This window comes from Granulicella cerasi (assembly GCF_025685575.1).
GTDB classification, from domain to species: domain Bacteria; phylum Acidobacteriota; class Terriglobia; order Terriglobales; family Acidobacteriaceae; genus Granulicella; species Granulicella cerasi.
Genome location: NZ_JAGSYD010000001.1, coordinates 1019647 through 1033584, shown reverse-complemented (window position 1 = coordinate 1033584; position 13938 = coordinate 1019647). Strand labels below are relative to the sequence as shown.

Annotated in this window: 8 protein-coding genes; 5 read left to right on the top strand and 3 right to left on the bottom strand. The window is 60.9% G+C overall.

Going from position 1 to position 13938, the window contains the following annotated elements:
• Positions 1–10: 10 nt before the first annotated feature.
• Together typA and OHL11_RS04170 are read right to left on the bottom strand one after the other, a co-directional pair.
• Positions 11–1834, bottom strand: a complete 1824-nt coding sequence (typA, locus tag OHL11_RS04175) for a translational GTPase TypA (protein ID WP_263370213.1) — start codon at positions 1832–1834, stop codon at positions 11–13.
• Positions 1835–2018: 184 nt separating this feature from the next.
• Positions 2019–3161 carry an acyltransferase family protein gene (locus OHL11_RS04170; RefSeq protein WP_263370212.1) on the bottom strand — a complete coding sequence of 381 codons (1143 nt, stop codon included), beginning with the start codon at positions 3159–3161 and terminating at the stop codon, positions 2019–2021.
• A 145-nt stretch (positions 3162–3306) separates the two neighbouring features.
• Here OHL11_RS04170 and OHL11_RS04165 point away from each other — a divergent pair, with 145 nt between their 5' ends.
• The 5 genes from OHL11_RS04165 to OHL11_RS04145 all read left to right on the top strand — a co-directional run bounded on the left by OHL11_RS04165 (position 3307) and on the right by OHL11_RS04145 (position 10116).
• Positions 3307–4782, top strand: coding sequence for a circularly permuted type 2 ATP-grasp protein (locus tag OHL11_RS04165; protein WP_263370211.1), 1476 nt, complete (start codon positions 3307–3309; stop codon positions 4780–4782).
• 205 nt (positions 4783–4987) lie between these two features.
• Positions 4988–6490: a hypothetical protein gene (locus OHL11_RS04160; RefSeq protein ID WP_263370210.1), complete on the top strand. Its 1503-nt coding sequence runs from the start codon at positions 4988–4990 to the stop codon at positions 6488–6490.
• A gap of 400 nt (positions 6491–6890) precedes the next feature.
• Positions 6891–7895, top strand: coding sequence for a nucleoside hydrolase (locus OHL11_RS04155; protein ID WP_263370209.1), 1005 nt, complete (start codon positions 6891–6893; stop codon positions 7893–7895).
• Between the two features lie 140 nt (positions 7896–8035).
• Entirely contained in the window at positions 8036–9022 is a 987-nt protein-coding gene (locus tag OHL11_RS04150; RefSeq protein ID WP_263370208.1) for an alpha-E domain-containing protein, read from the top strand.
• A gap of 62 nt (positions 9023–9084) precedes the next feature.
• Positions 9085–10116, top strand: coding sequence for a transglutaminase family protein (locus OHL11_RS04145; protein WP_317890619.1), 1032 nt, complete (start codon positions 9085–9087; stop codon positions 10114–10116).
• A 95-nt stretch (positions 10117–10211) separates the two neighbouring features.
• Here OHL11_RS04145 and OHL11_RS04140 read toward each other — a convergent pair whose 3' ends face one another.
• Positions 10212–13712: a TonB-dependent receptor gene (locus tag OHL11_RS04140; protein WP_263370207.1), complete on the bottom strand. Its 3501-nt coding sequence runs from the start codon at positions 13710–13712 to the stop codon at positions 10212–10214.
• Between the last annotated feature and the right edge of the window lie 226 nt (positions 13713–13938).

Below are 13938 nucleotides of genomic sequence, written 5' to 3'. Positions count from 1 at the left end.
GTGCTGTGGCTTACTCGAGGGTGGAGCCGCCGCGCGTGCCCTTCGGGCGCTTGTTCGCCTGCAGGATCTTCTTGCGCATGCGGAGCGACTTCGGGGTGACCTCGACGAGTTCGTCGTCAGCGAGGAATTCGATCGTCTGCTCGAGCGTGAGCTGCTTGTAAGGCACGAGGCGGAGAGCGTCGTCCGAACCCGATGCACGCATGTTCGTCAGCTTCTTTTCGCGAACGCAGTTCACGTCGAGATCGTTGTCGCGCGAGTGCTCGCCGACGATCATGCCTTCGTACACTTCGATGCCATCCGGAACGAAGAGAATGCCGCGGTCCTGCAGGCCATCGAGTGCATAGATGGTCGTCGAACCCTGACGATCGGAGATCAGAGCGCCCGTGGGACGCTGCGGGATCTCACCGGTGTACGGGATGTACTCGCCAGCGATCGAGTTCATGATGATCGTGCCGCGGGTTTCCGTCAGCATTTCGTTGCGGAGACCGATGAGGCCACGCGACGGAACGTTGAACTCCATGCGAACGCGGCCCGAGCCGTGGTTCGACATCTTGGTCATTTCGCCCTTGCGCGGTCCAAGCTTCTGGATCACCGTGCCCGAGAACTCTTCCGGCACGTCGACCGAGAGAACTTCGCTGGGCTCAAACAGCGCGCCGTCGATGCGCTTGGTGACGATCGTCGGACGCGAAACCATGAGCTCGAAGCCTTCGCGGCGCATCGTTTCGATGAGCACCGAGAGCTGCAGCTCGCCACGGCCCATCACCTTGAACGAGTCAGGGGAGCCGGTGTCTTCCACGCGGATCGACACGTTCGTCAGCAGCTCGCGATCAAGGCGCTCCTTGATGTTGCGCGAGGTGACGAGCTTGCCTTCCTTACCCGCGAAGGGGCCGTTGTTGACGGTGAAGACCATCGCGATGGTGGGGTCATCGATCTTGATGCCGGGGAGCGGCTTGGGGTTCTCGATCGCGCAGAGGCTGTCGCCGATGGTGATGTTCTCGATGCCGGCAACGGCAACGATGTCACCCACGGTGGTCTCGGTGGTGTCGACGCGCTTGAGGCCGTCGTAGGTGAAGAGCTTGGTGATCTTCACGGGCGCCAGCGAACCGTCAGCGCGCGAAACGTTCACTTCCTGACCGGTCTTCAGCGTGCCGTTGAAAACACGGCCAATCGCCAAGCGGCCCAAATAGTCCGAGTAGTCGAGGTTGGTGACGAGGACCTGGAGGTCGCCGTCGGCCGAGCCCGGTGCGGGAGGAATCGTCGCCGTGATGAGCTCGAAGAGCGGCTGCAGATCGGTGCCGGGGTTGGCCATGTCCATGGTCGCGGTACCGGCCTTGCCGTTCGTGTAGATCACCGGGAACTCGAGGACCGACTCATCGGCATCGAGGTCGATGAAGAGGTCATACACCTCGTTCAGCACTTCCGAAACACGCGCGTCCGGACGGTCGATCTTGTTGATCACGAGGATCGGGGTGAGCTTGGCTTCGAGGGCCTTCGAGAGCACGTAGCGGGTCTGCGGCAGCGGACCTTCCGAAGCGTCCACGAGCAGAACGACGCCGTCAACCATCTTGAGGGCGCGCTCGACTTCGCCGCCGAAGTCGGCGTGGCCCGGGGTGTCGACGATGTTGATCTTGTCGTTCTTGTAGTGGATCGCGGTGTTCTTAGCAAGAATCGTGATGCCGCGCTCTTTTTCCAGGTCATTCGAGTCCATGACGCGGTCGGTAACGGCCTCGTTGGAGCGGAAGGTACCGGACTGGCGGAGCATGGCGTCTACGAGGGTGGTCTTGCCGTGGTCAACGTGCGCGATGATGGCGATATTGCGGATCGTCTGAGACATAACTTGCGGAAGGTTTCCTTTGGTCGTTCTTCTTTTGGTTGAAACGGGGCAGGACGCGCGCAGTGCCGGGGAACGGCATGTGCCGTTGTCAACCTCTGCTCAAGAGTGAGTGATTCTCGCGAGAACGCCGATTCCCTTTTATTTTACTGGAAGACGCGTGAAGTTTCCGAGAATGCTCAGCAGTTTACGCAGCCTCAGGGGTGTGTGGTTCGCGATGGAGGCGGTTTCGCCAGCGCAGCAGCGGGGTTTCCACGGCAAAACGCATGAGGGCGCTGAACACGAATGCCGCAAGCAACGTCGCGGCCATACGCGCCACTGGCGACTGTGGCCACCAAGCCTCGAAGGCCTCAAGAAAGATGTAGTGGCTGAGGTAAAGCGTGTAGGAGATCCAGCCGATGTAGCGCAGCGCGGGTGTCTCCAGCGCGCGCACCACCCAGTGCTGCTGCCTGGCTGCGACGAAGCTGAAGATCGCCAACAGCAGCACACCATGCAGTGAGTAACGGATTGCGTCGCGGTAGAGCTGCCCTCGTAAAGCGCTCGAAGCGATGAGTGCGACTACGGCGAACCAGAAGGCAGGCGTGAGGAGCCGCGCCGGCAGCAAAGGGCGGTCCTGAAACAGCGGGTTCGCGAAGAGAGCCAGCCACGCGCCCCAAAGGATCGAATCCAGGCGTGCATCCGTCGCGTAGTAGCTCCAACCATCGGCTCCGCGCATATGCGTGAGCACCATCGTGGCACGCCAGGCCAACTCCAGGACGCAGAAGCCCAGCAAAACACCCGCCTGCTTACGACGAGGCCACGACGACCGCCCCAGCCACAGGAAGACCAGCGGGAAGATCAGATAAAAATGCTCTTCCACGCATAGAGACCAGGCAACGCTAAGCCCATGCGGCAGGAACGTGTGGAGATGCACGTAAGCATCGAGCGCATAGCCGTAGTTGAAGTAGTAGAAGAGGAGGCTGAAGAAGCCTTCCTTGGTACTCACCGGCGTGTGCAGGATGACGCGATCGAAGATCTCCGCCACGGCATAACAAAGATAGAGCGGCGGCAAGATGCGCAGCGCACGGCGCCCGTAGAAGTTACGAAGACTGACGTCGCCGGTCTTGCTCCACTCACGGCGCAGCAATGTCGTAATGAGAAATCCGCTAAGGAAGAAGAAGATAGTCACACCCAGCCCCGCGGGGATGAAAAGTCCCAGACGGCCTGGAGCCGTGTGCGACAGCATGACCAGCAGTACCGCAATCGCGCGAATGCCATCGAGTCCCGCGATGTGCGAGGAGTGTTTTTTCGCGACCTGTACGCTGGTCGGCACTGCGGCGGCCTGTGACAAGACAGCTCCTTGTGGAAAGCGGCTAGGGTGATATTCAGGGGAATAGAAGAGCTCTGGCAAAAATCTGCCGCTGCGCTCTGCGAGGATTCTATAGGAGCCCGCTGCTGGCTTTGCGCGCGACTTCGCCTATACTGACGGCACACCCATGGACAATCTCTCCCCCGAGAACGTGATCGACGCGCCGGACCTCGAGGCGCTGCGAAATTATCAGCTTGACGAAGCGTACGACGAGATGTTTGCTGGCCAAGGCCAGTTGCGCGAGAACTACGGTCCTCTGCTGGAGCACTTCGCCGAGCTCCCGCCGGACGAAGTGCAGCGCCGCAAACAGGCCGCCGATCTCAGCTTCCTCAATCAGGGCATCACGTTCACGGTCTATGGCCGCGACGAAGGCACCGAGAAGATCTTTCCGTATGACCTGCTGCCGCGCATCATCACTAGCGCCGAGTGGGCGCGCGTGGAGCGCGGACTGACGCAGCGCATCACCGCGCTGAACATGTTCCTGAAGGACATCTATAACGAAGGCCGCATCCTGAAGGACGGCATCGTGCCGCGCGAGCTGGTGTACTCGTGCCCGCAGTATCGTCGCCACATGGTGGGCATGCAGGTGCCGCGCAATGTGTACGTCGCCATCTGCGGAACGGACCTGATCCGTATGCAGAACGGCGAGTTCGTCGTTCTCGAAGACAACCTGCGCGTGCCGAGCGGCGTGAGCTACATGCTGACGAACCGCCGCGTGATGAAGCGCATCTTCCCGCAGCTCTTCCGCAACTACAACGTGAAGCCGATCGAGCACTACACGCAGGTGCTGCTGGGCACGCTGCGCTCGCTGGCGCCGGAAGGCCGCCCCGAGCCGAACATTGTGCTGCTCTCGCCGGGCGTTTTCAACTCGGCGTACTTCGAGCACGCGTACCTTGCGCGCCAGATGGGCATCGAGCTCGTCGAAGGCCGCGACCTCGTCGTGCACGACAACATTTGCTACATGCGCACGACCAGCGGCCTGCGTCGCGTGGACGTGATCTACCGCCGCGTGGACGACGACTTCATGGATCCGCTCTCGTTCCGACCGGACACCATCCTGGGCGTGGCTGGCATCTTCAACGCGTATCGCGCCGGCAACGTGACGCTGGCGAACGCCTTCGGCACCGGCGTGGCCGACGATAAGGCGCTCTATGCGTACGTACCGTCGATCATCAAGTACTACCTCGGCGAAGACCCCATCCTGAACAACGTAAAGACCTTCCTCTGCCGCATCGATAAGGAGCGCGAGCACGTGCTGGCGAACCTCGACAAGCTGGTGGTGAAGGCGGTAGGTGAGTCGGGCGGCTACGGCATGTTGATCGGCCCGCATGCGACGCCGACCGAGCGCGCGCAGTTTGCGGAGAAGATTCGCGCCAACCCGAACAACTACATTGCGCAGCCGACGATCTCGTTCTCGCGCGCTCCGTGCCTCATCGGCGATGAGCTGGAGCCGCGCCACGTCGATCTGCGTCCGTACGTGCTGTACGGCGACAAGGTGACGATCGTCCCGGGCGGACTGACGCGCGTCGCGCTCAAGCGCGGCTCGCTGGTGGTGAACAGCTCGCAGGGCGGCGGCTCGAAGGACACCTGGGTGCTGAGTTAGAGCCAGGGCGTAGGAAATGTGAGGAAGCAGGCACGAACGGGTGCCCCACGTCTCAGGATTCGAGACTTGGGGCATACGTTCGTGCGAGTTCCGACATCGACTCCCGCCTACTTCCGACTCCCTCGCATTTTTTCTTCTCCGCGCCTTCAAAAATTTTCATTCAATCGGTTTACTTCGACCTATCGAGAGGCTTAGTCTGTCTGCCATGTCGCATTTGAACCGCCGCCAGTTTGTCTTCGCCACGGCCGCCGCTGCCGTTTCTGTCCGTGCTCTCGCGCAGACTACGTCGCCTGTTGTGTTGACGCTGCATCCTGAGCAGTTGGGTGCCAAGGTGCCGTCGAACTTCATCGGCCTTTCGTACGAGACGCAGCAGCTCTCGGACCCGAACTTCTTCTCGACGAAGAACACCGGGCTGATCGCCACCATGGAGAAACTCGCGCCGCATGGCGTACTGCGGATTGGTGGCAACACGTCAGACGTCGGCTGGTGGAAGGCGACGCCTGAGTCCAAGCAGCCAGAGGTGCACCTCTTCCGCGAAGCCGTCGGTGAGCCTTCGGGCAAGCAGGCGTTTGCGATTACGCCGGAGGCGATTCGCAACCTGCGCGGCTTCCTCGACGCGACCGGCTGGAGCTGCCTTTACGGCATCAATCTCGGCACCAATACGCCGGCGCGCGCGGCTGAAGAATCCGCCTTTGTCGCGAAGACGCTCGGTGCAAAGCTGCAGTACTTCCAGGTGGGCAATGAGCCGGACCTCTTCAAGGAGCACATGCGTGATCCGAAGACGTGGTCGGCGGACAAGTTCTTTGACGAATGGCTGGCTGTTGCGCAGGCCATCATGAAGGTCGTGCCGAGCGCGCAGTTCGCGATTCCCGATACCTCCGGCAACCCCGAGTGGTACGCGAAGGTCGTCGACCGCTGGCTGGCACTGCCTCCTGCGGAGCGCCCGAAGCTCGCCGCGCTGAGCCACCACTACTACTTTGGCGGACCGCCCGCGAACCCCGACGTCAACATCGATCGCCTGCTGAAGCACAGCGAGAAGGTGGACACGCTGGCCAAGAACATCACCGCAGCGGCCGCGCGCATCAACGTGCCGTATCGCATGACCGAAGGCAACACCTGCTATCGCGGCGGCAAGCCGGGCGTGTCCGATGTGTTTGCGGCTTCGCTGTGGGCGGCAGATTATGCGCTGACGCTGGCGAAGGACGGCTACGCGGGCGTGAACCTGCACGGCGGCGGTGGCGATCAGGTCGCAGCCTCGCTCGGCGGCACGCTGCCCGGCGAAGCGCTGATGAAGGACCCGAAGGAGCCGCACGCGCGCCCGTTCTACACGCCGATTGCGTATGTGGACGGCCAGTATGTGCCGGAGCCGACGTTCTTCGGCCTGCTCTTCGGACAGCAGTTTGCAGGCGCGCAGATGATCGGGCTGGACTTTGCTCCCGGCGCGAACGCGACCGCCTATGCGGCGAAGCTGGCGAATGGCAAGATGCTGGTCGCGATCATCAACAAGGACGAGAAGCAGGCGGTAAGCGTGAATATTCCCGGGGCGAAGGATGCCGCGGTGGCAACGCTGACGGCGGATTCGCTGCTATCGAAGACGCCGAAGTGGACCGGTGGCCGCGATTTCTCGCGCAACAACGCTGAAGGCAAAAAGGCGTCTTCCGCCACCTTCGACGTGCCGGCAGCGAGCGCTCTGATGGTACGCTTCTAGTCCCATCAAGTTTTCGTACAAGGTTGTAACTCAGGAGACCCCACTCATGCCCGTCATGAGTGGGGATTTTTGTGGGCGGTGGAGGGCGGTTCCTGCTCTCCACGAATGCAGGCTGCGTGTCTCGCCCATTGAGAGCGTGCGGGATGAGTGGCTCCGACGAGCATCCTGCGAACCCACATCTGCAGAAGCGCAGATGTGGCGCACCCGAGAACTGCCTCGCAGAAAACTTGCTACGGCAACCGATGGAGACAATTCCGTCGGCACCCAGGGGTAACGCGACGTGGGTGACCGTTGCGCGCGGGGGCTCTCGTATCATCGAGGTATGCGCTCAACTCTTCTACGAACGCTTTTGGCTGCGGCCGTTGCTCTTCCCTGCTCTCTGTTTGCACAACAACGGCTCGTGATCGTCGACCAGGATGGCTCGGGGCCGGGTGGATCGAACCAGATGGCGATGATGGTCTTGCTGCAGTCGCCTGCCGTGCGCGTGCTGGGGCTCACGATGGTGAGTGGCAATGCGTGGGAGCCGGAAGAGACCGCACACACGCTGCGCATGTTGGAACTGATTCATCGCACCGACGTGCCGGTGGTTCCGGGAGCGGTCTTCCCGCTGGTGCATGACGAGGCCGAAGCGCGCGAGGACCGCAAGCAGTACGGCAAGTCCGTCTGGTACGGCGCATGGGGCGACTCCGCCGAACACAACAGCGGGCAGCCGTATCACGCACCGATGGTGGTGCCTCCGCTGGCCGAAGGCATGCCGACGACGAAGCCCGCGGACGAAGACGCTGCGCACTTCATGGTGCGCCAGGTGCATGCGCATCCGCATGAGGTGACGATCTACGCCGCCGGGCCGCTCACGAACATCGCACTCGCGCTGAAGCTGGATCCGCAGTTTGCGGAGTGGACCAGGGGCATCGTCATCATGGGCGGAAGCCTGGAGCCGCGCACGGACGATCCGGAGTTTGCAACGGACCCGCGCCATGAGTTCAACTTCTGGTTCGATCCTGAAGCCGCCCATATCGTGCTGCGCGCGCACTGGCCGCGCATTGACCTGACGACCGTCGACATCAGCGTAAAGACGCTCTTCACGAAAGAGATGATGCAGCAGATCGCCGCCGCGCATACGCCTGCGGCGCAGTATGTGGCGAAGTGGACCACCGAGTATCACTACCTGTGGGACGAGCTTGAGGCCGCAGCGTGGATCGATCCGAAGATCATCACGAAGGAACGCGAGCTGTACATCGACGTGGACCTGACGCGCGGGCCGAACTACGGCAACACGCTTTCGTGGAGCGCGAAGACGAAGCCCGAGCGCGATGTGCAGCTGGTGCATGTTCAGGAAGAGCTCGACAGCGCGCGATTTGATCGAATGTTTGTGGAGCTGATGAAGGCTCCGCCACAGAAGTGAGGCGCGTTGAGGATGAATTCAAGACTCTCGCGCGATACTCGGCGGAAGAAGTTGTCACGCGTGTGCGATTCACGAGAAAAGGTGCTGTAGAGTAAATGCAATCGTCCCGTAACTTTGCTGTAAAGGGGTCCTCTCCACGGATGCTTTCTCGCGTCGCTGACTCGCTGTACTGGATGTCACGTTATCTGGAACGCGCCGAACACACGGCGCGCCTGCTGGATGTGAATCTGAACCTGATGCTGGACGAGAACGCAAACTCTGCGGACCGCCGCTGGGAACGTCTGCTGGCCTCGCTGGGCAAGCCAAAGCGCGTGGAGTGGAAGGGCAATCCGTATGCGATGACCCATGCGTTGAGCGTGGAAGTCACCGTGGACTCCAGCGTGCTGAGCTGCATCATGAAGGCGCGTGAGAACGCGCGCCACGTGCGCGAGCAGATCTCCACCGAGCAGTGGCATCGCCTGAACTCGCTGTACCTCGACGTGACGCGACCAGAGCTACGTACGCTGATGGCTTCTGAAGCCGCGCAGCCCTCGAGCGATGCGCCGACGGCGTTTCTGCAGCAGGTGATGGAAGCCGTGCATCAGTTCCAGGGTGTGACCGACTCCACGATGTCGCACGGCGAAGGCTGGCACTTCATTCAGGTGGGCCGATTCCTCGAGCGCGCGACCGCAACCGCGCTGCTGCTGGAGGCGTATCACACCGAGCTTTGGGCCGAAAACGACAAGCGCGTCGAGAGCAACGAGTACCTGGAATGGATGGGTCTGCTGCGTTCGGCCACGGCGTTTGAAGCGTACTGCAAGGTCTACACCGCCGACCTCACACCCGAGAAGATCCTCGAGTTCCTGCTGCTCGATGAAGAGTTTCCGCATTCGATTCGTTTCTCGATCGAAAGCATTCGTCAGGCGCTTGATCGCATTCAGGACGATGCGGGCGGCACACGTGCCGAGCCGCTGCGTAAGCTTGCGGGCCGTGCCGCCTCTGCGCTGGCCTACGCCAGCGTCGACGAGATCCTCCAAGGCGATGTGGTCGCGTATCTGCGCAACATCCAGGCGCGTTGCCAGGACATGCACGAAGCCATCTACCACCTCTACGTCGACTACTCCGTTCAAGCCGCGCTCGCTGGCTGAGCTTCACGCGCGAGTTCTACCGTTCCACCGTTTTTGCCACAAGTGAAAGTGCATCAAAGCAGATGAAAGACCCTTTATCGCCATTTCTGTCACTCCCCGAGGGACCGATGTACTACTCGATTCGCCACTTGACCAAGTTTGCGTATGAATCGCCTGTGAGTGAAAGCATCATGGAGACGCGTATGCATCCGCGCTCCGACGCTGAGCAGCGATGTCTGACGTTTCATCTCTCCGTGTCGCCGCGCTGTCGCGTGTTCAGCTATCGTGACCACTTGAACAACCATATCCATCACTTCGATATCCCCGGGCAGCACTCGCAACTCGTCATCGTGGCCGAGGCGCTGGTGGAAATGACGCAGCACCCGGAGATTCCGGCATCGCTGCCGCCGGGCTCGTGGGAAGAGATCGACCGCATGGTGCGGGAAGGCGACTACTGGGAGATGCTGCTGGCCAGCAACTTCTGCACGCCGACCGAGCAGCTGGAGAAGCTGGCCGCAGAGTTGAAGCTTGACCGCACAGATGATCCGCTGACGACGCTGCATCGCCTGAACGAACAGCTCTATCGTGCTTTCGACTACCAGCCGCGCACGACGCGTGCGGACTCGCCGATCGACCTCGCGTTGGAGACACGCGGCGGCGTCTGCCAGGACTTCTCGCACATCATGATCACGCTGGTGCGCACTTATCTGAAGATGCCCTGCCGCTATGTGTCGGGCTATCTGTATCACGGCGCGCAGTTCAAGGACCGCTCCGACGACCAGGCCACGCACGCCTGGGTAGAGTGCCTGCTGCCGGAGCTGGGCTGGGTAGGCTTCGACCCGACGAACAACCTCGTCGCCGGCGATCGCCACATCCGCACAGCGATTGGCCGCGACTATTCGGACGTACCGCCGACGCACGGCATCTACCGCGGCCGCACGAAGAGCGAGCTTTCGGTCGCGGTGCGCGTGGAGCCGAGCGAAGGCACACCGTCGCTGGACCGCGAGCTTCCGGTGCCAGAAGACTGGGTGATCCTCGTCGAGAAGGCGCAGGCCCTACCGGAGCAGCCACTGCCCAGCCTGAAGCAACTACAGCAGGCGCAGCAACAGCAGTAGCACCCGCAAAGAGCGACGAGCAGGAAGAAACAAGGAGTAGGACAACAAGAAGGGCCGCCCTCGAGAGGCGGCCCTTCTTGTTTGACTGCGTTCCGTTAGAACAGGATCTTCGCGCGGAGACGCATGGTGCGCGATCCGCCGGAGGGGATCGAGTAGTTGAGGAAGTTCGAAGTGTTGCCGTACGTCGACAGCGAGGTGATGTAGGCAGACGGAGTATCGAAGTTCTGGTTGTTCGTCACGTTGAGGAAGGTCGCGCCCACTTCGGCATTCACGCGGCCGGTGATCTTGATCTTCTTCAGAACGTTCGTGTCGAGGTTGAGGTAGCGCGTCGTGTACTGCGAGTTACGGCCCTGCGTCTGGTTCACGTTGTAGTTGGTGACCTGTACAAAGCGGACCTGGTCACGCGTGGTGCAGTTGGTGGAGATGGCCGTGGCCGTAGCCACACCGGCAGCCACAGCAGCAGCGTACTTGCCGCCGTCATACAGACCACTTGCGCAGGCCGTGGTGACCATGCCACGCGAATCAAACGGAGCATTCTTGTTGCCGATGTCTGCGCGGTCGCCGATGGATGAACCATCGAGATCGCGGTCAACACCGTTCAGGACGGTGTACGGAGTACCGCTCTGAACCGTGAGGATCGGAGCGATGGACCAGCCACCGAGTACGCGTGCCAGAACGCCGCTTTCCGGTCCACGAACCTGGAAGTTGACGACGGTGGAGGATACGTGACGGCGATCATTGTCCGAGGGACCGTAATCGAGCGAACGAATATCAGCCACTGCGGGCGAACGCGAAGGGTTCTGAGCCGAAGAGTTGGTGGCGAAGGTCTCCGAGATGACGTCGAGGCTCTTGCCATAGGTGTACGAGCTGGTGAAGTAGAGGCGGCCGGCTACGGTCTTGAGACCGGAGTGGCGAACCTGCACCTGCACCGAGTTGTAGTTGGACGTCGCACCGCCGTCACGAATCTGGATCGTGCCGCGGTTCGCATACAGGCGCAGAGTCTGCGAGCCGTAGAGCGAAGTGGTCTGCGTCGCCGTGCCCGTGAAGGTAGCGTTCGGCAGCGCCGGGTTCAGGGGATCGGTGAAGAAGAGCTGACGACCCTGCGTTCCAACGTAAGCGATGTCGAGCAGGATGTGGCCAGGCAGTTCTTCCTGGATGCCGAGCGAGAAGTGGTGATAGTAAGGGTTGCGGAGGTCCTTCTTGAGGTCCGACATTTCCGTGGTGTACGGCGTCAGCGTCGGAACCGCCGAGGCAAGAAGAGCAGCCGGATTGCTGAGACCACGAGGTGTCGTCGTCGTCGAGGTGCTAGGAACCGGCAGGTTCGACGGCGAGTTCGGCGATGCAGCCTTGGCGTTCGACAGCAGATTGTTGAAGAACGTGTCGTAGGTCAACTGGTAGCCACCGCGGATCACGGTGCGGCCGTTGAAGAGACCGGAACCCGTATGCGGCTGGTAGGAGAAGCCGATGGTGGGTCCAATATTGTTGTTGTCTACGTTCACCTTCGAGATGCCGGCGAAGTCGTTCGTGCCGTAGCCATTGAAGGCGGGATGGCTCAGCGCTCCGTTTGCGGGCTGGCCGAAGTTCTCATAGCGCACGCCGTAGACGATGCTGAGGTTCGGCGTCATCTTGTACGTGTCCTGCACGAAGAACGAGTAAGAGAACAGGTTCGGACGGTACTTGCCCGGCTGATTCGGATACACCGTATCGAACACCTTCGCAACCGGGCTGGTGGTGACACCAGCGTAGTTGTCGATGAAGTTCGAGAACGCGGAGATCGTGGTGGAGATACCGCCCGGCGAGCAGCTCGTCGTGGTGCAGGCCGTGTAAGTAACCGTACCGCGTCCGTTGAACGGTGCCTGCTGGATAGCGAGCTGGCGCTGAATTTCGACGCCGAACTTGAAGGCGTGATGACCCTTGATGTAGGTTACGACGTCTTCATACTCGAAGTTGTTCGAGATACGGCCCTGGTTAAAGGACGAGCTGACCGAAGGAATTGCCAGGGTACCCGTGCCCGAGAAGCCATACGCAGGAAGAGTCTGAGCCAAAGTATGGTCGCTCGGAATGTCGTAGCGCAGGTTGTTGCGCACGAATCCGAAGCGGAACTCGTTCACGAGATTGTTGCGGATCTGATAGACGTCGGTGAACGCAGCGCCCATGTTGCGATAGCGACCCGGTACGTCAAACTGCGGGCCGAGGCCTTCTGCACCGCCAAGAGTTTCGTTGTTGTCGTCAAACAGGAAACGGAACATCATGTCCTGCTTGCTGGAAGCCTTGTGATCCACGCGGACAAGGAAATTGTCATCCTGGTAGACGTCGCGGGCATAACGATAGAACTGGCCGTAGGAGACCGAACCGGTGCGTGCAACACCGTTGCACGTCGGCGCAGCGGCCGAAGTCGGAGCCGAAATGTCGACGGTGCCGGTACCCACGCCGGACGCGGAGCCGCGGGGGTTCCCCGCCTGCTGCAGCAGGTTCAGGTAGAAAGCAACGTTCGGGCAGGAGGAAGCCAGCGTTTGCAGCGTGGCGATACCGGCATCCGTAGGCACGTTCGAGAACGTCGCCAGTGAGTTCGCGACGTAACGGTCCAGCTGGCCGCCACCGAAGATGAAGGTGCGATCATGCCCGTCGTACAAGTGCGGAATCACCAGCGGTCCGCCGATCGTGATCGCCGGGTAGATATCGTGGAACTTGTTCTTGAGCATCGGAACAGGGTAGTTCGGATTGGTCAGAACAGCTGTGTTGTAGGTCGCCAAAGCGCTGGTATAGGCGTTGCGCTGTGTCTGCGTGCTGGCGTTGAAGTACTGGCTACGATATTCCGTGGCGATCGTGCCGTGCCACTTGTTGGTGCCCGACTTGGTGATCTGCGAAACAACAGCACCGCCAGCGCGACCAAACTCGGGTGAGAAGTTCGAAGTCTGGAAGTTCACTTCCGACAACTCATCGTTATTCGTGATGGTCGCCTGAGGGCCAGCGACGGAGATGTCGTTGTTGTTCAAACCGTCAATCAGGAAGTTGTTCGAGCGGGCGCGCGCGCCATTGACGCCGCCGATACCGCTATCGAGCGAACCACCCTGGTTGGAGCGAACCACGCCCGGGTTGGTCGTAATCAGGTTCAGCGAGTTCAGGCTGGCGAGCGGAAGCTCCGCCAGTTCCTTCGAGGTGATCGTGCTTCCACGAACAGCATCTTCGGTCTGCAGTTCCAGATTGCTGGTGCTGACTTCGACGGTGTCCGAGGCTGCGCCCACGGCCATCTTGAAGTCGCGACCGACCGTGTCGCCGACGTGAACCGTTGCAGGAACTTCCGACTTCGAGAAGCCAGGAGCCGCGACGGTGACAACGTAGTCGCCGGGGTTCACACCTTCAAAGCGATAGATGCCGGCCGAGTTCGTGTGCACACCGGTAGTGGTGCCCTGCGAGGGCGAACGCAGTGTCACATTGGCGTTGGGCACAGTGGCGCCGCTGGGATCCTGCACCGTACCGGTGATGACGCCACGAGCGGACTGCGCATGACCGGCGGTCACAGCAGCAACGCAGGCAAGGACGAGAAGTCCACGACGGACGGCCTTGGCTACGCGAAAATTAGAGGGATCGAACATGCAGTTGTTACCTCGGATGGAATGAAGCGACACCTTATGGGGAGGAGCTTTGAAGTCTGGTGAAGGCGTCAGTCTGCCAAGAAGCAATTAGCGTGCCAAAGATTTGGTTGCCTCGAAATCTTCATATTGCTGCAACTTCTGCGGCATCGCAGAACGATGCATGATGGCGCGTCATACGCACAGAATGGAAACGCATCGTATTTCCATAACCCGTCGCGAGGCGACA